Genomic DNA, 17,473 nt, shown 5'->3' on the forward strand with positions numbered 1-17,473 from the left:
CGAAGCGTGAAACGTGCCAGCCTGTGCTTGCGCAGGCGCAAACGGCGGCCGCCGATGTTTGTCTATACTCGGCCCGTTCGCATGTTGCATCCGCCACGCTCATGACCTCCATTGCCGATATCCGCACCGATTACGCCCGCGCTTCGCTCGACATTGCCGACGTCGACGCCAACCCCCTGCGCCAGTTCCGACGCTGGTTCGACGAGGCGCTGAAGGCCGAGGTGGCCGAAGTCAACGCCATGACGCTCGCCACTGTCGATGCGCAGGGCCAGCCGGCGGCGCGCATTGTACTGCTCAAGAATCTGGACGAACGCGGCTTCACCTTTTTTACCAATTACGCCAGCCACAAGGGCGAGGAACTGGCCGCCAACCCACGCGCTGCGCTGCTGTTCCACTGGATCGGGCTGGAGCGGCAAGTACGCATCCAGGGCATCGTCGAAAAAGTGAGCGACGCAGAGAGCGATGCCTATTACCACTCGCGGCCGCTAGGCTCTCGGTTGGGGGCGTGGGCGTCGGAGCAGAGCAGCGAAGTGCCCGACCGCGCCACGCTGGAAGCCCGCGAAGCCGAATACAGCCAGCGCTTTGGCGACTCCCCCCCGCGCCCGCCGCACTGGGGCGGTTATCGTTTGCTGCCGGAGCGGCTGGAATTCTGGCAAGGCCGCCCTTCGCGCCTGCACGACCGTCTGGAGTACCGCAAACAGGCAGACGGCAGCTGGACGATCGTCCGCCTCGCCCCGTAGCCGGACGCATAGACGCGCAATACGTTATTGCGCATCGCGTCATGTCGGCACGGCGCTTGCTGGCAGCGGATTGGCCCGGCACGCGCCCGTAAGACCCAGACAGCACAATGGGAAACTTTGTCGTAAGCTAATGTGATCCGTTCGGGCCGCAATCCGATGGCCGCCCCGAACATTTGCACATCAGGGAGGCGTCGACATGTTTTTCCAACAGGCGATTGACCGCAAACTCGAGCAGTGGATCCAGGAAATCCGCGAGTCTGCCGACCTTCCTTTACGCCTGCGGCTATGGAACGGTGATCAATATGAACTGGGCCGCTTCGAGCAGCCCCGCGTCACGCTCACCGTGCGCGAAGCTAGCGCACTGCCGCTGCTGCTGTCCCCCACGCTTAACAACCTTGGCGAGGCGTACGTTCAGGAGAAGATCGATCTGGACGGCAAGCTGGCCGACATCATCAACGTGAGCTACAGCCTGGCTTCTGCGGCTGCGGTCAGCAGTGGAAACGCGCTGGCCCGCGTGGTACGCCACTTCGCCCACACGAAGGAAGGCGACAGGGAGTCGATCCAGTACCACTACGACGTTTCCAACGATTTCTACAAGCTGTGGCTGGACCAGAACATGGTCTACTCCTGCGCTTACTTCGAAAATGGCGATGAAACGCTCGACGAGGCGCAGCTCAAGAAAATCGACCATATCCTCACCAAGATCCGCTTGCAGCCCGGGCAAACGCTGCTTGATATCGGCTGCGGCTGGGGCGCGCTGGTGCTGCGTGCCGCGCAGAAGTACGGTGCGCGCTGCCTGGGCGTGACGCTGTCGCAAAACCAGTACGAGCTTGCCACCGAACGCGTGCGTGCGGCCGGCTTGCAAGACCAGATCGAAATCCGCATCCAGGACTACCGCGACCTCACCGGCCAGTTTGATCGCATCACGAGCGTCGGCATGTTCGAGCACGTCGGTCGCAAGAACCTGCCCGGGTATTTCCGCCGCATGCACGATCTGCTGGCCGATGGCGGCGTCGCCATGAACCACGGCATCACGTCGTCCGACACGGCTGGCGGCGAGAGCTCGATGGGCGGCGGCGATTTCATCGATCGCTACGTCTTTCCGCAAGGTGAACTACCGCACATCTCGCTGGCGCTGAGCGCCGCGCAGGATGGCGGCCTGGAAGCGCTTGACGTTGAAAGCCTGCGCCGCCACTATGCGCGCACGCTTGAGCACTGGGCTGAGCGTTTCGAAACCAACGGCGAGACCATCCGCGCGATGGTGGGCGAGAAAAAATACCGCATCTGGCGCGTCTACCTGGCCGGCTGCGCGCACGCTTTCGACGCCGACGAAATCTCGATCTTCCAGACCGTGCTGCAGAAGGCCGGCAAATCGGCGACGTCGATCCCGTGGTCGCGCCGCTATATCTACGCGTAACCATTTGACTGCCAGTTCCCCCATCGACGATCTGTTCGGCGCGCCGCCCATACCCAGCGACGGCGCGGCCGCCGAACCCGGCAAGTCCGCCCCGAAAACCAAACGTTCCCCCACCCGCCAAGGCGTTCTGCCCGCAGCGGTCGCACCCGAAGTGGCCGAGCTCGCGCAACGCTTGCCGCGCGGCCTGCGCATTGGCACGTCGTCGTGGTCGTATCCGGGGTGGGACGGGCTGGTGTATGCGGGCGAGTATTCCGATTCGATGCTCGCACGCAAGGGCCTGGCGGCTTATGCCCAGCATCCGTTGCTGCGCACGGTCAGCATCGATCGCGGTTTCTATTCGCCGATCCCCTTGGCGGACTACGTCGCTTACGCGGCCAGCGTGCCGGAAGATTTCCGCTTTGCCGTCAAAGCCACCTCTGCCGTATGCGATGCGTGGATTCGGGAATCGGACGGGCGCGGGCGCATGGCCAATCCCGCCTTCCTGAATGCTGAATTTGCGATCCGCGATTTTGTTGAGCCAGCCACCCGCGGGCTCGGGACGCGATGCGGGCCGCTGGTGTTTCAGCTCTCGCCGCTGGGCGCGCTGGCCGAAGATGCCACCGGCTTTGTAGAGCGGCTTGAGGCGTTCCTGACCGCCCTACCGCCGCTCGATCCGCAACTCAATCCCGATGCCGTCTACGCGGTGGAATTGCGCGATGCCACGCTGCTCACGCCACGCTTGATCAAGATGCTGCGCGCGGCAGGCGTGCGTTATTGCGTCGGCCTGCATGAGCGGATGCCGGCGGTGGACCGGCAAGCCGCCGCCGTTGCGCTGCTGGATGAGGGCGCGGGCGGCCCGCTGGTGGTGCGCTGGAACCTGAACAGCCGCTATCGCTACGCGCAAGCCGAAGCGGCGTACAAACCGTTCAACAAGCTCGTCGATGAAGACCCGCTCTCGCGCGAGACGCTGGCTGACATGGCAGTCGGCGCGCTGGCGGCCGGGCGCAAGGTGACGATCCTGGTCAGCAACAAGGCGGAAGGATCGTCCCCGTTGTCGTGCATCAAGCTGGCCGAGGCCATTGCCGCGCGCCTGCCGGCGGACGCAGCGTAGCCTCGGCGCCATCTCCTAACCCTGCAAGCGGTGCGCGAACTGCTTGCGGAACTTCGCCACCTTGGGCGAGATCACGAACGCACAGTAGCCTTGTGCCGGGTGGTCGCGGAAGTAGTTCTGGTGCTCGTCTTCCGCGCGCCAGAAGGTCACCTTGCCGTCAGCGGCATCCACCAGTTCCGTCACGATGGGCGCTTCAAAGATATCGCTGGCGCCCAGTTCGGCAATGGCCGTGCGTGCCGTCGCCAATTGCTCGGGCGTTTGCGCAAAGATAGCCGAACGGTATTGCGGGCCGACATCGTTGCCCTGGCGATCCACGGTGGTCGGGTCGTGAATGGCGAAGAAGATGTCGAGAATCTCGCGATACGGGATCACGGCCGGGTCGAACTTCACGGCCACCACTTCAGCATGGCCGGTGTTGCCATTGCATACGGCACGGTAACTCGGACGATCGACATGGCCACCGGCATAGCCGGACACCACGTTTTGCACGCCTTGCACCTGCTGGAACACGGCTTCCAGGCACCAGAAGCAGCCGCCGCCCAGAACGGCGGTTTCAAGGGCGCGTTGTTCAGTCATTCGAATTCTCCTGCGGTTGATTAGGCTGCCATTGGTCGGTCGAAGACCCTCATCCTGACACAGGCAGCCTCATGTGATCGCAGGACCACGCAAAGCCCTACCCCGACGCGGCCTATCGGGCGTCCGTTACAATTGAGTATTACTTTCGGTAGTTTTCATGGACCAACACGGAGCCATTCCCATGGATGCGCGCGCCCCGGAATCCTCCGCGCGCGAGGCGTCGTCACATCGACGCCCACATGGCCGCGCCACCCCGCCCGATTTTGACGCCGCGCACTTCCGGCATGCACTGTCCCAGTTTGCTACCGGGGTGACGGTGGTTACCACGCGCTCTGAAGGCCGGCCGGGTACGCCGGCGTTCGTTGGGGTGACGGCCAGCTCGTTCAATTCGGTGTCGCTGGATCCGCCGCTGGTGCTGTGGAGCCTGGGCACGCAGGCCAATTCATTTCCGCTGTTCCACGCCGGCTCGCACTACGTCATCAATATCCTGGCGGCCGAGCAGTTGGACCTGTGCAAGCGCTTCGCCACGCTCAAAGGCGACCGCTTTGCCAACATCGACTATCGCCTGAGCCCAACCGGCTTGCCGATCCTCGCGCAATCGCTGGCGTGGTTCGAGTGCCATAACCGCAGCCGATATGACGAAGGAGACCACGTCATCTTCGTGGGTGAAGTCGAGCGCTGCGGCGTGATCGACGCGGACGGCGCACCGCTGGTGTTCCATCGCGGCGCGTTTTCGTCGCTCACGCACATCGGCGACTGATCCTCCGGCCACATCACGTAGAAGTCGCTGCCTTCTGCGGCGCTTCCGCCTCGATGCCCCAATCCCCGAATTCGTACCAGTCGTCGCCCAGCAGTTCGGCGGGGTGCTGCGTGCGGCCCGAGCCGTTGCCGCAGCCCAGGGCGTCGGTGGAGCAATACTTGTCGCAGCCCCAGCAGATGCGCTCAGGATGCACAGGATGCAGCGGAAACTTCTTGGCCATGGCCCGCTCCGGTCGACAACACAGGGCCACTATCCGCGCATGCTTGCAGTAGGGGATTGATTCTCGTCAGAAACTCCAGCGCTAGCTTCTACTTTGCCTTCCCGCGCTTGCTCGCCGCCCCGCCCTCCAGCGGGCGCACGCCACGCGCTTCCATCAGCAGCTCCAAGCCGCCATCGCGGTCCTTGATGGTACGCAGGACGATATTCGAGCGGATGTCCATCACGCCGGGCGTCTTGTACAGCCGCTCGATGATGAACTCCGAGTAGTGCTGCAGGTTGGGCGCCTGCACGCGCAGGATGTAGTTGCAATCCCCGGTGATGATGTAAGCGGCCACGATCTCGGGCCAACTCTGCACGGCGGCCATGAACGTCTCGTGCCAACCCGTCACGTCCTGGCGCATCGACACCTGCACGATGGCTTCCAGTTCCAGCCCCAGTGCCGCGCGACCCAGTTGCGCCCGATAACCGGTGATGGCTCCGCCCTCTTCCAGCATCCGCACACGCCGCAGGCAAGCTGATGGCGACAACGCCACGCGCTCGGCTAAGTCCTGGTTGCTAATGCGGCCGTCTTCCTGCAATACCTGCAGAATGCGCAGATCGGTGGTATCGAGTTGCATCTGTCGTCGTTCTTTGCGTGATTTCTTTGATATGTTGAATTTTATGCGAATTCATTGAAATAGCACGCACGATTATGCACACCAATTGCGCGTGGTTTTCCCTATCATTTCGGCACGGATTCAACGAATTTTCCGCCCTGGAGCCGCCTTGGAACGCACTTTGTGGGACATCAGCCCCGACCTTTCGCCCGCCACGCCCACGTGGCCCGGCGACACGCCGTTTTCGCAGGAAATTGCGTGGAAGTTGGAAGGCGACTGCCCGGTCAACGTCGGGCGCATCACGCTCTCGCCGCATACGGGCGCGCATGCCGATGCTCCGCTCCACTACCGCGCCGACGGCGCTGCCATCGGGCAGGTGCCGCTGGACGCTTACCTTGGCCCATGCCGCGTCATCCACTGCGTGGGCGTAGCGCGCGTTGAGCCGGAACACGTGCGTGAAGCGCTGACTGGCGCACCGCCGCGCGTGCTGCTGCGCACGTACGCACACATGCCGCAGAACGCGTGGGACGACCACTTTGCCGCCGTTGCGCCCGAGACCATCGCGCTGCTGGCTGCCCACGGCGTGAAGCTCATCGGCGTCGACACCGCCTCGCTTGATCCGCAAACCTCCAAGACCATGGACGCGCACCACGCCGTCGGCAAGCACGGCCTCGCCATCCTCGAAGGACTCGTGCTCGACGACGTGCCCGCCGGCGATTACGAACTGATCGCCCTGCCCCTCAAGTTCGCCACCCTCGATGCAAGCCCGGTGCGCGCCGTGCTCCGCAGCCTGCCCTGATCGATACCACGACAGAACACCAATCACTTCGCCCCCGCATTCACATGACAATCACCCGCAACTCCTGCCTCGAACGCGACGCGGCCGATCCCATCGGCTCGCTGCGCGACGCCTTTGCACTGCCCAACGGCGTGATCTATCTGGACGGCAACTCGCTCGGCGCACGTCCGAAAGCTGCTCTCGCTCGCGCGCAGGAAGTCGTCGCCAGCGAATGGGGCGACGGTCTCATCCGCAGCTGGAACCAAGCCGGCTGGTTTGAACTGCCGCGCCGCCTCGGCAACAAACTGGCACCGCTGATTGGTGCGCGCGAAGATGAAGTCGTCGTCACCGACACCACGTCGATCAACCTGTTCAAGGTGCTTGCCGCGGCGATTCGCGTGCAGCGCGAAGACGCGCCAGACCGCAAGATCATCGTTTCGGAAACGCACAACTTCCCGACCGATCTGTACATCGCGGAAGGACTGGCCGATATGCTGCGCGACGGCTACAAGCTGCGACTGATCGATTCGCCGGAAGAGCTGGAAGGCGCGCTGGGCGACGACGTCGCCGTCACCATGCTCACGCACGTCAACTACAAGAGCGGGCACATGTACGACATGGCGGCTGTCTCTGCGCTGGCGCACAAGCACGGCGCCCTGGCCATCTGGGATCTCGCGCATTCGGCCGGCGCCGTACCCGTGGACCTGCACGCAGGCGGTGCGGATTACGCCATCGGCTGTACCTACAAGTATCTGAACGGCGGCCCAGGCTCGCCGGCCTTCGTGTGGGTGGCACCGGCACTGCGCGAGCGCTTCTGGCAGCCGCTGTCGGGCTGGTGGGGCCATGCACGGCCCTTCGCGATGGAGTCGCGCTACACAGCCGACGCCGGCATCGGCCGCTTCCTGTGCGGCACGCAGCCGATCACCTCGATGGCGATGGTGGAATGCGGGCTCGACATCTTCGCGCAGACGTCGATGGCCGCGCTGCGCGCCAAATCGCTTGCGCTGACTGACCTCTTCATCACGCTGGTGGAAACGCGCTGCGCAGGCTTCCCGCTCACGCTCGTCACGCCGCGTGAGCACGCCGTACGCGGCAGTCACGTCAGCTACGAACACCCCAACGGCTATGCCGTGGTGCAGGCACTGATCGAGCGAGGCGTGATCGGCGACTACCGCGAGCCGCGCATCATGCGTTTCGGTTTCACGCCGCTGTACACGAGCTTTGCCGATGTGTGGGATGCCGTGGAGGTGCTGCGCGATGTGCTGGAGACCGGCGCATGGCAATCGGCCCAATTCAACGAACGTACGCTGGTGACCTGAGATGTCGAACCCAAATCAACCTGCAGCATCGGGCTGCCCAATGCATGCCGCCCCGGGCGAAGGCTGGCACGACGCACAGCTCGATTTCTCGAAATCGATGAGCTACGGCGACTACCTCGCGCTCGACCAGATCCTGAACGCGCAACACCCGCGCTCACCAGACCACAACGAGATGCTGTTTATCGTCCAGCATCAGACCACCGAGCTGTGGATGAAGCTGATGCTGCACGAGCTGCGCGCCGCGCGGGATTGCGTGCGCAATGACAACCTGCCGCCCGCCTTCAAGATGCTGGCGCGCGTGTCGCGCATCATGGATCAGCTGGTGCAGGCGTGGAACGTGCTCGCCACGATGACGCCGCCGGAATACTCGGCCATGCGCCCGCACCTCGGGCAATCGTCGGGCTTCCAGTCGTATCAGTACCGCGAGATCGAGTTCATTCTCGGCAACAAGAACGCGGCGATGCTCAAGCCACATGCGCACCGCACCGAGCATTACGAACAGGTCAAGACTGCATTGGAAACGCCGTCGCTGTATGACGAAGCCGTGCGTTACATGGCGCGCCACGGCTTTGCGTTCGACGCGGATTGCGTCGAGCGTGACTGGTCGCGCCCGGTCACCTACAACGCTTCGGTGGAAGCGGCGTGGCTGGAGGTCTATCGCGACCCGACGCACCATTGGGAGCTGTACGAACTGGCCGAGAAGTTCGTCGATCTGGAAGACGCGTTCCGGCAATGGCGCTTCCGGCATGTGACTACGGTGGAGCGCGTGATTGGCTTCAAGCGCGGCACGGGCGGCACCGAGGGTGTCGGCTACCTGCGGAAGATGCTGGATGTCGTGTTGTTTCCGGAGCTTTGGAAGCTGCGCACGGACCTTTGATCGACGCGGCTCAGGCTGGCTCGACCACTTGGCCGAGCCTTGCCGCGAACTCGCGCAGCGCGGGGGCCAGCTCGTCGCGAATGCGTTCCCCGTCGGCGGCCGTGTAAGGCGCGCTGCAGCTCACCACGTAAGGCTCGCGCTGGCTCGGCGCGAAGAACGCCACCGCACACGCGTGGATGGCTGGATGCCAGTCGCGCAGCGATACGGCATACCCATTGCGTATGCCGGCTTTCACTGCGTCATCTGCGGCGGCACCTTCTGCCGCCCACTGCGCCGGCTGCTGCGTGCGCAGTGCTTCGTACAGGCGCTCACGCCGCGCTGCAGCCAACGAAGCCAGATACGCCCGCCCCATCGAACTCGACAGCAGCGACAGCCGCGAGCCTACGCCCAGCCCGGACGACCCGCTCATCGAAGGGCTGTCATGACGGATCGTTTCCAGATACACCATGTCCAGCCGATCTCGCTTGCCTAGCGAGATCGATACGCCAAAGCGCTGCGCAAACGCGCTCATGTGCGGCCGCGCAAGCTGGATTACGTCGCTCGATGCGAGGTAAGCAAAACCAAGCGCGAGCACACCGGCGTCGAGTCCGTATTTGCCGAGCGCATCGTCGTAACGCAGGTAGCCAAGCGACACCAGCGTGCCGGCCAGCCGGCTCACCGTGGCTTTGGGAAAGCCGGTGCGCCGCACGAATTCCTGGTTGCCGAGCAGCGTGTCGCCCGGGCGGAATGCGCGCAGTAACTCCAGCCCGCGCGCCAGTGCCGTGACGAAATTCGGATCGCTCGACTCGGCGGGCGCCGTATCGAATTCGGGATCAGGGAGACGGGTTGTGCTCATGGCAAAAAAGCCCTGGAAATTGTCGGTGCTTGCGCTATGATAGCTCTAAATTTCGAAACTGTGTTCCGTATGACGGAACAACAAAGACTCGGAGACTACCGCTGTGACTGCTCGCAACGCCTTCAATTGGGCCGACCCGCTGCTGCTCGACCAACAACTGACCGACGACGAGCGCATGGTGCGCGACGCCGCCGCGTCGTACTGCCAGGACAAGCTGATGCCGCGCGTGCTGGAGTCGTTCCGGCATGAGAAGACCGACGCATCGATCTTTCGTGAGATGGGCGAGCTGGGCCTGCTAGGCCCGACGATTCCCGAGCAGTACGGTGGCCCGGGCCTGAACTACGTCAGCTACGGCCTGATCGCGCGCGAAGTCGAACGTGTGGATTCGGGCTATCGCTCGATGATGAGCGTGCAGTCGTCGCTGGTGATGGTGCCGATCTATGAATTCGGTAGCGAAGCGCAAAAACAGAAGTACCTGCCCAAGCTGGCAACCGGCGAGTGGATCGGCTGCTTTGGTTTGACTGAGCCGAACCACGGCTCCGACCCGGCTTCGATGATCACGCGCGCCAAGAAGGTCGACGGCGGCTACTCGCTGTCGGGCGCCAAGATGTGGATCACCAATTCGCCCATCGCCGATGTCTTTGTCGTGTGGGGCAAGCTGCCGAATGAGAACGGCGAGGACGAAATCCGCGGCTTCATCCTTGAGAAAGGCTGGAAGGGGCTGACGGCACCAGCCATCCACGGCAAGGTTGGCTTGCGTACGTCGATCACCGGTGAAATCGTGCTGGACGAAGTGTTCGTGCCGGAAGAAAACCTGATGCCGGGCGTGCGCGGCCTCAAGGGCCCGTTCACGTGCCTGAACTCGGCGCGCTACGGCATCGCGTGGGGCGCCCTGGGCGCTGCAGAAGCTTGCTGGCACATCGCGCGCCAGTACGTGCTGGACCGCAAGCAGTTCGGCCGCCCCCTCGCCGCCAACCAGCTCGTGCAGAAAAAGCTGGCCGACATGCAGACCGAAATCACGCTCGGCCTGCAAGGCTGCCTGCGTCTGGGCCGCATGAAGGACGAAGGCACGGCGGCGGTGGAAATCACCTCGATCATGAAGCGCAACTCGTGTGGCAAGTCGCTCGACATCGCCCGCGTGGCGCGCGACATGCTGGGCGGTAACGGCATCTCCGATGAGTTTGGCGTGATCCGCCACGTGGTGAATCTGGAAGTGGTGAATACGTACGAAGGCACCCACGATATCCACGCGCTGATCCTGGGCCGCGCACAGACCGGCATTCAGGCTTTCTTCTGATTGCGCTTTGTTTTTCTGGCGAGTTGGGGCACACTCGTGCGCCACTCGCCACACCCCTGGCTGCATCTCTCGCCCGTCCTGGGCACCGTTGTTCTCCTTCCCTCGCGATATACCAATTTGCAAATGACCGGGATACGCCACGCCGCATGAATCGGCGGTAGCGCGCGTCTATGCTTCGGTCCAAGTGTCGGCGGATTGTTGGGCCGCACGCCCCTCACACCGATAGAACGAGCGCGCAGTCCACACGCAGATTGCAGCGCCACGCGACAAAACCAATCGCGAGACAACGGTCTGGAGAATGCCGGCGCGCGTACGCAGGCACCCGTACCGATATCAAAACCAGAACAGGGCACCTTACGCGGACGACCCAGATCGGCCGGCGCGGAGTCCTGCCAGGAGACAAACCCACCATGGCTGAACAGTCCATTCCGTCGTCGACGGAACTTGGCGCCGCTGGCATCGCCGATGCGCGTGCCATCGATCGCTATTTCCAGATTTCTGCACGCGGCAGCACGCAAAAGCGCGAGGTCGTGGCTGGCATCACCACCTTCATGGCGATGGTCTACGCCGTGTTTGTCGTGCCCGGCATGCTGGGCAAGGCCGGCTTTGACACCAGCGCAGTCTTCGTTGCTGTATGTCTGACCACTGCCTTCGGATCGCTGCTGATGGGCCTGTGGGCCAAGCTGCCAATCGCCATCGGCTGCGCAATTTCGCTGACCGCATTCATGGCCTTTGGCCTGGTGCTTGGGCAAAAACTGACGCCGGAAATCGCGCTGGGCGCCGTGTTCCTGATGGGCGTGGCCTTCACGGCCATCTCGGCTACGGGCGTGCGCTCCTGGATCCTGCGCAATCTGCCTTCGGGCGTGGCGCATGGCACAGGCATCGGCATCGGCCTGTTCCTGCTGCTGATCGCCTCCAACGACGTCGGTCTGGTGGTCAAGAACGCCAGCGAAGGCCTGCCCGTTGCGCTTGGCCACGTCACCGCCTTCCCGGTCATGATGTCGGTACTGGGTCTGGCCGCCATCTTCGGCATGGAGCGTCGTCGTGTGCCGGGCGGCATCCTGATCGTGATTATTGCCATCTCGATCCTGGGCCTGATCTTTGACCCGGCCGTGAAGTTCACCGGCGTGTTCGCTGTGCCTTCGCTCGCCGCCGCAGGTCACGCCTCGCTGATCGGTGCAATGGATATCCGCGGTGCCCTCACGGCCGCCGTGCTGCCGAGCGTGCTGGCGCTGGTGATGACCGCTGTGTTCGATGCCACCGGCACGATCCGCGCCGTGGCCGGCCAAGCCGGTCTGCTCAACGACAAGGGCCACATCATCAACGGCGGCCGCGCCCTCACGGCCGATTCGATCAGCTCGATCTTCTCGGCATTCTTCGGCGGCGCTCCTGCAGCGGCTTACATCGAGTCGACGGTTGGCGTGGCAGCAGGCGGCAAGACGGGCCTGACGGCTGTCGTGGTCGGCGTGATGTTCCTGGCGGTGATGTTCTTTTCGCCGCTGGCCGGCCTGGTGCCGTCGTACGCAACGGCCCCGGCGCTGATGTATGTAGGCCTGCTGATGCTCTCCAGCGTGAGCAAACTGCACATGGACGACATGGTTGACGCGCTGTCCGGCCTGGTCTGCGCCGTGTTCATCGTGCTGACCTGCAACATCGTCACCGGCATCATGCTCGGCTTCAGCACGCTGGTGATCGGCCGCCTGGTGGCTGGCGAATGGCGCAAGCTCAATATCGGCACCGTGGCGATTGCCGGTGCGCTGGTGGCCTTCTACGCAGGCGGCTGGGCGATCTGATCGCACACTGAACCGTCTTCACAAAAGACAAACCGGCCAGACCCGAAAGGGCTGGCCGGTTTTGTTTTGCGCCGCGCGTTACCGCACGGTCAGATTGTCATGCCGACGCAAAAACGCCCGGCACTAGGCCGGGCCGCAATCACACTACCAAGGAGACGGTCACTTGTTGGGCTGCGGCGTCAGGCGCAGATACGGCCGCACCGCCTTGTAGCCCTTCGGGAATTTCTGCTTTAAGACTTCCTCGTCCTTCAACGACGGCACGATGACCACATCGTCGCCGTCTTGCCAGTTGCCTGGTGTGGCCACGCTGTGGCTGTCGGTCAACTGCAACGAGTCGATCACGCGCAGCACTTCATTGAAATTGCGCCCCGTCGAGGCCGGATACGTAATCGTCAGGCGAATCTTCTTGTTCGGATCGATCACGAACAGCGAACGCACGGTAAAGGTCTCGCTCGCATTCGGATGAATCATGTCGTACAACTGCGAGACCTTGCGATCGGGGTCGGCAATGATCGGAAAGTTGACGCTGGTGTTCTGCGTCTCATTGATATCGTTGATCCAGCCCTTGTGCGACTCGACCGAATCGACCGACAGCGCAATCGCCTTGACATTGCGCTTGGCAAATTCATCCTTCAGCTTGGCGGTCAGGCCCAGTTCGGTGGTGCAGACCGGCGTGTAATCGGCCGGGTGCGAAAAAAGCACGCCCCAGCTATTGCCCAGCCACTCATGAAACTTGATGCGGCCTTCGCTGGAATCCTGCTCGAAATCAGGGGCGATATCGCCCAAACGTAGAGACATCGTGTCCTCCATACACAGATTGGGAACCACTATAGCCAGATTGCCATCCAACCAAAACGACTATAAATTCACAACAACATCACTTTTCGTCATTAGGCGCGGCATTTGCTGACAACAGGGTGGAAGGCGTGCGCACATTGCCGGACAATGACCGAAGCCTTGATCCATCGCAGTGCGCGCGACGCGAGCGCTTGAAGTTTCGCAGCGCTCACACATATGCTAGCGAATAAGCGCGCCAAGATATTGACGATTGAACTACCCCCGACACCGAGGACCCGACCATGACGAACACTTCCCCCAACCTGGCCGATTCCGTCAATAAGGAGAAACTGATGACCGACGTGAAGACTGTACTGTCCGACGCTGAAACCCTGCTCAAACAAGCTGCCTCCAGCAGCGGCGAAAAGGCCGCCGAACTGCGCGAACGCGGCATGGGCATGCTCCGCCAAGCCAAGGAAAAGGCGCAGGACCTGCAAGACGCGGTCGTCCACAAGAGCAAGGCTGCCGCACGCGCCACCGATGACTACGTCCACGATCATCCGTGGCAAGCCGTGGGCGTGGCGGCCGGCGTGGGCCTGCTGATCGGCCTGCTGCTCAACCGCAAGTAACCCGCAGCAGCCTTTCTGGCCGATGGCGCGCGCCCTGTGGATCGCGCCATCGGCCAGTTGCATTTTGGCGGCTCCATTCCGGGCATGGCGCGTGCTGCGTCCGCAGTGGCGCCATTGGCCTAGCACCCTCTCAACACCTCATGACCGACGACACCAGCCCAAAGCTGTTCGCTTCCTTGAAGAAACTGGCCGGCACGGTCGTCTCGATGCTGCAGACGCGGCTCGAGCTGGCGAGCGTCGAACTGGCTGAAGAAAAAGAACGGCTGCTCGGTACTGCCTTCCTGGGCATGCTGGCCGTGAGCCTGATCGGCCTGTCCATCATGACGCTGACGGCGCTGGTGGTCATCCTGTGCTGGGATACGTATCGCTGGCAGTCCCTTGCCGTGATGGCCGCGCTGTATGCGCTGGGCGCGGCGGCGTGCCTGTGGAAGGTACGCTCGCTGCTGCGTAACGCACCGCCACTGTTCGAGGCCACGCTGGCCGAACTCGACAAAGACCGGGAGATCCTGCGCCGATGACCGATCCGACCGAACACACGCCGTCGCCCGGCCCGTCTATGAACGAACCCGCATCGAGTGCACGACATCATGTACGGCCATCACGCCGCGGCGCCGAAACGCGCCTGCCGCTAAGCGTCCGCAAGGAATTGCTACTGACACGCGCCGCGCTGGAGCGCTACGACTACGCCCAAGCCCGCAACGATGTACATCGCGCCACCAGCCGTACGTTCAGCCTGGGAGGCCTTGGCGCGTTGCTCCCTAGCTTCATCCGCCCGCTGGCGCGCCCCAATGGCCTGATGCGAGCGCTGGGCATTGCGCGTGAATATCCGCTGGTTGGCACGGCGCTGTCACTCGCATATGCAGGATTGCGCCGCACCGTCATCGGCCGGATCACGCGCAAGCTCGGCAAGGTGGGGATCGTGGCCGGAGCGGCGTGGTGGGGCTACAAAAAATGGCAGGATGCACAAGGCGAGCCGGTCAGTGCGCCAACGCCCGCGTCTAATGCCGACGCGAACGAGATCATCCCGGGCAGCACCTCCTGAGAGGGCTACCCGCCCGCCAAAAAAGGCCGGAGCAAATCCGGCCTTTCTCGTTTGTGGCAGCGCAATATCAGTGCAGCGGAATCGGATGGCGCATGCGCTCCCACCGCCGGGCCATGTTCTGGCGCAAACCAGCGAGCCCGTGCGCCTGCTCCGTGGCATCAACCTGGGCTGGAGCGGGTTGCGCTGCCACGTCCGCCTCATGCCCGATGCGCCGCCGGCCATGCCACATCAACGCGCCGCTGGCAGTCCAGCCAACTACAAACAGCGTGTCACCAACATGCCGAAGGGAATCGGGCGACGTGCCCGCATGGAAGATGGCACCGAGCATATCGGGAGGCAACTCCGCGCAGATCCACAGAAAAATGGCCGGCGCCGATGCAAAAACTCCCGGCTGCCACCATGGGTGGGCAACTTGCACTTTGTCGGTCTCCATGGCGCCCTCCGTCGCTTCTTCTAGTGATGCTTCGATCCTATGTCTCGCATGCGCAAATGGCGACCCTCCCGTTGCTGAATGGCATGTCGGATTCGTCCGACATCGGCCACCGGTCAACGCTTTGGGGCTGCTCCGTTTGGGCTAAGGGCCACTCCGCATGGCACGCGGATGGCGTAACCATGCGGCGATGGCACTGCGCCTGCGCAGGCGAGTTCAGGATTACGGCGGAGGACCGCCTCACCCGCTCATATGCATAATGCATAAAAGCGGCGCATTGATGCCGTACCGTACGCAACACACTCGCCCCACCATGCTGGCTGCCACCCATCTCCAACGCCGCGATGCACGCACCGGTGTCACGCTGCTGCAACCCGCCACGCTTGCCGTACGGGCTGGCGATCGCATTGCGCTGACCGGGCCATCCGGCGCGGGCAAGAGCGTGCTGCTGCGCGCGCTGGCATTGCTGGATCCGCTCGATGGCGGGCAGGTGACATGGCACGGCCAGGCGATTGGCCCGCGCGCCGTTCCGGCCTATCGCTGTCACGTGGCGTACGTGCGCCAGCGCCCTGCGCTGTTGCCCGGTACGGTGGAAGACAACCTGCAGATGCCATACCGCCTGCATGCGCGGCGACACGGCGCCGGATTCGATCGCGACGCCGCCATCGCCCTGCTTGCGGGTGCCCAGCGCGACGCCAGCTTTCTCGACAAGAACGCCATCGATCTTTCCGGCGGTGAAGCGCAGATCGCCGCGCTGGTCCGCACGCTGCAGACAGGGCCGACCGTCCTGCTGCTCGACGAACCCACGGCCGCCCTTGACCCCGCCTCCGCACGCGCCGTTGAGGCGCTTTTGCAGCATTGGTTCGCTCAGGCGCCCGAGCGGCATGCGTGGATGTGGGTGACGCACGACCCGGCGCAAGCGGAACGCATCAGCGGTCAGCATTGGCGCATGGTTGCCGGACAGCTCGACACGGAGCCCCCGCGATGAACGGGCAAGACCTCTCGCTTTCCGCCTTGCAGGTCTGCATTGCGGCGGCGCTGATCCTCGTGAACGGCGCGCTATCCGTCGGGCTGGGGCTTGGGCTCGAGCGCCGCCTGGCGTGGGCGGCCGTGCGCACCGTCGTGCAGTTGCTGGCGGTAGGCTTCGTGCTCGAATGGGTCTTCGCCCACGCGTATTGGCCGGTGGTATTGGGCATCGTGGCTGTCATGACGTTGATTGCCGGACACGCCACCGGCAGCCGGGGCGCGCGCGGCTATGCGGGCCTGCAGCTGGACGGCACGTTGTCAGTCTTCGGCAGCACATGGCTGATCGGGGCAATCGGGCTGGTGGTCGTACTGCATGCGCGGCCGTGGTATGAGCCGCAATACGCCATCCCCATCATGGGGATGATTCTGGGAAACACGCTCACCGGCGTGGGCCTTGCACTGGAGCGCATGACCGGCGAACTCACGGCCACGCGAGACCAGGTGGAGACAATTCTTGCGCTGGGAGGCACACGCTGGGAGGCTGCGCGCGATGCCGCCCGCGCGGCCGTGCGCGCCGGCATGACACCGATCATCAATCAGATGACCGTCGTGGGCGTGGTGAGCCTGCCCGGCATGATGACGGGCCAGGTGCTGGCCGGGCAGTCACCGCTGGAGGCCGTGCGCTACCAGATCGTCATCATGTTCCTGCTCGCAGCGTCTTCGGGGCTGGGGACCGTCGCGGCCGTGCTGCTGGCCTATCGCCGGTTATTCAGCCGCGAGCACCAACTGCTGAGCGCGCGCATCGCACAACGCGTCGGAGCGAAATAACATGCCGATCGCCCTATCCTGCGGCCTCGTGCTGCTCAATGAAGACGGCGATGTGCTCCTCGCCCACGCCACCGAAACGCGCCACTGGGACATCCCCAAAGGCGCCCCCGACCCGGGCGAGAATCACCGTGACACCGCGCTGCGCGAGACACGCGAGGAAACCGGCCTTGTGCTCGACAGCCACGCACTGATCGAACTGGGCCGTTTTCCCTATCGCCGTGACAAGGAGCTGCACTTGTTTGCCACGCGCCTGCGCCGCGCGGAAGTTGCGCTCAACACGCTGACGTGCACGTCGATGTTCAACAGCTATCACACCGGCCGACTCATCCCAGAGATGGATGCGTACCGCTGGACCACGGCGGACGAGGTGCCGCAGTATGCGAGCCAATCGCTCACGCGGCTGTTTGCGCAGACGTTGACGCTGGCGAGTATTGATGTCCGTCTGGCCGAGGTCGGGCTATAGAAGAGTGGCGCCTACACCGGCACATCGCCTTCGATGGTGGT

At 63.5% G+C, this 17,473-nt stretch carries 21 protein-coding genes; 15 read left to right on the top strand and 6 right to left on the bottom strand.

Annotated elements, in window-relative coordinates:
- Positions 1-101 precede the first annotated feature (101 nt).
- The 3 genes from pdxH (at position 102) to M1D44_RS10475 (ending at position 3,247) form a co-directional block, all read left to right on the top strand.
- Positions 102-740: a pyridoxamine 5'-phosphate oxidase gene (gene pdxH / locus M1D44_RS10465; protein ID WP_112186014.1), complete on the top strand. Its 639-nt coding sequence runs from the start codon at positions 102-104 to the stop codon at positions 738-740.
- 196 nt (positions 741-936) lie between these two features.
- Complete coding sequence (locus tag M1D44_RS10470; protein WP_112185504.1) at positions 937-2,157, top strand: SAM-dependent methyltransferase; 1,221 nt, start codon at positions 937-939, stop codon at positions 2,155-2,157.
- 4 nt (positions 2,158-2,161) lie between these two features.
- Entirely contained in the window at positions 2,162-3,247 is a 1,086-nt protein-coding gene (locus M1D44_RS10475; RefSeq protein ID WP_112185506.1) for a DUF72 domain-containing protein, read from the top strand.
- A gap of 15 nt (positions 3,248-3,262) precedes the next feature.
- On the opposite strand, the gene msrA is transcribed toward M1D44_RS10475, so the two are convergent.
- Positions 3,263-3,823: a peptide-methionine (S)-S-oxide reductase MsrA gene (gene msrA / locus M1D44_RS10480; protein ID WP_102064738.1), complete on the bottom strand. Its 561-nt coding sequence runs from the start codon at positions 3,821-3,823 to the stop codon at positions 3,263-3,265.
- Positions 3,824-4,004: 181 nt separating this feature from the next.
- On the opposite strand from msrA, the gene M1D44_RS10485 reads away from it, so the two are divergent.
- Complete coding sequence (locus tag M1D44_RS10485) at positions 4,005-4,583, top strand: flavin reductase family protein (RefSeq protein ID WP_024976332.1); 579 nt, start codon at positions 4,005-4,007, stop codon at positions 4,581-4,583.
- Positions 4,584-4,596: 13 nt separating this feature from the next.
- Here the strand turns inward: M1D44_RS10485 and M1D44_RS10490 are convergent, their stop codons facing one another.
- On the bottom strand, positions 4,597-4,803 hold the full coding sequence (locus M1D44_RS10490; protein ID WP_024976333.1) for a DUF3079 domain-containing protein: 207 nt from the start codon (positions 4,801-4,803) through the stop codon (positions 4,597-4,599).
- 88 nt (positions 4,804-4,891) lie between these two features.
- Positions 4,892-5,419 carry an Lrp/AsnC family transcriptional regulator gene (locus tag M1D44_RS10495; protein ID WP_316853265.1) on the bottom strand — a complete coding sequence of 176 codons (528 nt, stop codon included), beginning with the start codon at positions 5,417-5,419 and terminating at the stop codon, positions 4,892-4,894.
- Positions 5,420-5,567: 148 nt separating this feature from the next.
- Here M1D44_RS10495 and kynB point away from each other — a divergent pair, with 148 nt between their 5' ends.
- From kynB to kynA, 3 genes are read left to right on the top strand one after another with little or no spacing between them, the layout of a single operon-like run.
- Complete coding sequence (kynB, locus tag M1D44_RS10500) at positions 5,568-6,197, top strand: arylformamidase (protein WP_316853264.1); 630 nt, start codon at positions 5,568-5,570, stop codon at positions 6,195-6,197.
- A gap of 44 nt (positions 6,198-6,241) precedes the next feature.
- A complete protein-coding gene (gene kynU, locus M1D44_RS10505) occupies positions 6,242-7,495 on the top strand; it encodes a kynureninase (protein WP_024976336.1) in 1,254 nt (417 codons plus the stop codon).
- 40 nt (positions 7,496-7,535) lie between these two features.
- Positions 7,536-8,372 carry a tryptophan 2,3-dioxygenase gene (kynA, locus tag M1D44_RS10510; protein ID WP_419177598.1) on the top strand — a complete coding sequence of 279 codons (837 nt, stop codon included), beginning with the start codon at positions 7,536-7,538 and terminating at the stop codon, positions 8,370-8,372.
- Between the two features lie 10 nt (positions 8,373-8,382).
- Here kynA and M1D44_RS10515 read toward each other — a convergent pair whose 3' ends face one another.
- On the bottom strand, positions 8,383-9,207 hold the full coding sequence (locus M1D44_RS10515) for an IclR family transcriptional regulator (RefSeq protein ID WP_316853263.1): 825 nt from the start codon (positions 9,205-9,207) through the stop codon (positions 8,383-8,385).
- A 103-nt stretch (positions 9,208-9,310) separates the two neighbouring features.
- Here M1D44_RS10515 and M1D44_RS10520 point away from each other — a divergent pair, with 103 nt between their 5' ends.
- Positions 9,311-10,504, top strand: a complete 1,194-nt coding sequence (locus M1D44_RS10520) for an acyl-CoA dehydrogenase (RefSeq protein WP_024976339.1) — start codon at positions 9,311-9,313, stop codon at positions 10,502-10,504.
- A 410-nt stretch (positions 10,505-10,914) separates the two neighbouring features.
- Positions 10,915-12,297 carry an NCS2 family permease gene (locus tag M1D44_RS10525; protein WP_428984654.1) on the top strand — a complete coding sequence of 461 codons (1,383 nt, stop codon included), beginning with the start codon at positions 10,915-10,917 and terminating at the stop codon, positions 12,295-12,297.
- Positions 12,298-12,456: 159 nt separating this feature from the next.
- On the opposite strand, the gene M1D44_RS10530 is transcribed toward M1D44_RS10525, so the two are convergent.
- Positions 12,457-13,095: a peroxiredoxin gene (locus tag M1D44_RS10530; protein WP_024976341.1), complete on the bottom strand. Its 639-nt coding sequence runs from the start codon at positions 13,093-13,095 to the stop codon at positions 12,457-12,459.
- Between the two features lie 281 nt (positions 13,096-13,376).
- On the opposite strand from M1D44_RS10530, the gene M1D44_RS10535 reads away from it, so the two are divergent.
- From M1D44_RS10535 to M1D44_RS10545, 3 genes are all read left to right on the top strand, one after another.
- Positions 13,377-13,703, top strand: a complete 327-nt coding sequence (locus M1D44_RS10535; protein WP_009238780.1) for an ElaB/YgaM/YqjD family protein — start codon at positions 13,377-13,379, stop codon at positions 13,701-13,703.
- Positions 13,704-13,843: 140 nt separating this feature from the next.
- Complete coding sequence (locus M1D44_RS10540) at positions 13,844-14,221, top strand: phage holin family protein (protein WP_024976342.1); 378 nt, start codon at positions 13,844-13,846, stop codon at positions 14,219-14,221.
- Positions 14,218-14,745 carry a DUF3318 domain-containing protein gene (locus M1D44_RS10545; RefSeq protein ID WP_024976343.1) on the top strand — a complete coding sequence of 176 codons (528 nt, stop codon included), beginning with the start codon at positions 14,218-14,220 and terminating at the stop codon, positions 14,743-14,745. The genes M1D44_RS10540 and M1D44_RS10545 overlap by 4 nt, the downstream gene beginning before the upstream one ends.
- Before the next feature lie 67 nt (positions 14,746-14,812).
- On the opposite strand, the gene M1D44_RS10550 is transcribed toward M1D44_RS10545, so the two are convergent.
- Entirely contained in the window at positions 14,813-15,178 is a 366-nt protein-coding gene (locus M1D44_RS10550; protein ID WP_316853262.1) for a hypothetical protein, read from the bottom strand.
- 310 nt (positions 15,179-15,488) lie between these two features.
- Here M1D44_RS10550 and M1D44_RS10555 point away from each other — a divergent pair, with 310 nt between their 5' ends.
- Genes M1D44_RS10555 through M1D44_RS10565 form a run of 3 tightly spaced genes read left to right on the top strand, consistent with a single transcriptional unit; the run spans position 15,489 to position 17,432 of the window.
- Complete coding sequence (locus tag M1D44_RS10555; RefSeq protein WP_316853462.1) at positions 15,489-16,163, top strand: ABC transporter ATP-binding protein; 675 nt, start codon at positions 15,489-15,491, stop codon at positions 16,161-16,163.
- Complete coding sequence (locus tag M1D44_RS10560) at positions 16,160-16,969, top strand: ABC transporter permease (RefSeq protein ID WP_316853261.1); 810 nt, start codon at positions 16,160-16,162, stop codon at positions 16,967-16,969. Before M1D44_RS10555 ends, M1D44_RS10560 begins: the two co-directional genes overlap by 4 nt.
- Position 16,970: 1 nt before the next feature.
- A complete protein-coding gene (locus M1D44_RS10565; RefSeq protein WP_316853260.1) occupies positions 16,971-17,432 on the top strand; it encodes an NUDIX hydrolase in 462 nt (153 codons plus the stop codon).
- The last annotated feature ends 41 nt before the right edge of the window (positions 17,433-17,473 follow it).

The organism is Ralstonia sp. SA306 (assembly GCF_054792405.1).

What these genes read in the sequence shown, in the direction of transcription:
- pdxH (WP_112186014.1), top strand. Translation starts at nt 102, where the DNA reads ATGACCTCCATTGCCGATATCCGCACCGATTACGCCCGCGCTTCGCTC.
- M1D44_RS10470 (WP_112185504.1), top strand. Translation starts at nt 937, where the DNA reads ATGTTTTTCCAACAGGCGATTGACCGCAAACTCGAGCAGTGGATCCAG.
- msrA (WP_102064738.1), bottom strand. Translation starts at nt 3,823, where the DNA reads ATGACTGAACAACGCGCCCTTGAAACCGCCGTTCTGGGCGGCGGCTGC.
- M1D44_RS10485 (WP_024976332.1), top strand. Translation starts at nt 4,005, where the DNA reads ATGGATGCGCGCGCCCCGGAATCCTCCGCGCGCGAGGCGTCGTCACAT.
- M1D44_RS10490 (WP_024976333.1), bottom strand. Translation starts at nt 4,803, where the DNA reads ATGGCCAAGAAGTTTCCGCTGCATCCTGTGCATCCTGAGCGCATCTGC.
- M1D44_RS10495 (WP_316853265.1), bottom strand. Translation starts at nt 5,419, where the DNA reads ATGCAACTCGATACCACCGATCTGCGCATTCTGCAGGTATTGCAGGAA.
- kynU (WP_024976336.1), top strand. Translation starts at nt 6,242, where the DNA reads ATGACAATCACCCGCAACTCCTGCCTCGAACGCGACGCGGCCGATCCC.
- kynA (WP_419177598.1), top strand. Translation starts at nt 7,536, where the DNA reads ATGCATGCCGCCCCGGGCGAAGGCTGGCACGACGCACAGCTCGATTTC.
- M1D44_RS10515 (WP_316853263.1), bottom strand. Translation starts at nt 9,207, where the DNA reads ATGAGCACAACCCGTCTCCCTGATCCCGAATTCGATACGGCGCCCGCC.
- M1D44_RS10525 (WP_428984654.1), top strand. Translation starts at nt 10,915, where the DNA reads ATGGCTGAACAGTCCATTCCGTCGTCGACGGAACTTGGCGCCGCTGGC.
- M1D44_RS10530 (WP_024976341.1), bottom strand. Translation starts at nt 13,095, where the DNA reads ATGTCTCTACGTTTGGGCGATATCGCCCCTGATTTCGAGCAGGATTCC.
- M1D44_RS10535 (WP_009238780.1), top strand. Translation starts at nt 13,377, where the DNA reads ATGACGAACACTTCCCCCAACCTGGCCGATTCCGTCAATAAGGAGAAA.
- M1D44_RS10540 (WP_024976342.1), top strand. Translation starts at nt 13,844, where the DNA reads ATGACCGACGACACCAGCCCAAAGCTGTTCGCTTCCTTGAAGAAACTG.
- M1D44_RS10545 (WP_024976343.1), top strand. Translation starts at nt 14,218, where the DNA reads ATGACCGATCCGACCGAACACACGCCGTCGCCCGGCCCGTCTATGAAC.
- M1D44_RS10550 (WP_316853262.1), bottom strand. Translation starts at nt 15,178, where the DNA reads ATGGAGACCGACAAAGTGCAAGTTGCCCACCCATGGTGGCAGCCGGGA.
- M1D44_RS10555 (WP_316853462.1), top strand. Translation starts at nt 15,489, where the DNA reads ATGCTGGCTGCCACCCATCTCCAACGCCGCGATGCACGCACCGGTGTC.
- M1D44_RS10560 (WP_316853261.1), top strand. Translation starts at nt 16,160, where the DNA reads ATGAACGGGCAAGACCTCTCGCTTTCCGCCTTGCAGGTCTGCATTGCG.
- M1D44_RS10565 (WP_316853260.1), top strand. Translation starts at nt 16,971, where the DNA reads ATGCCGATCGCCCTATCCTGCGGCCTCGTGCTGCTCAATGAAGACGGC.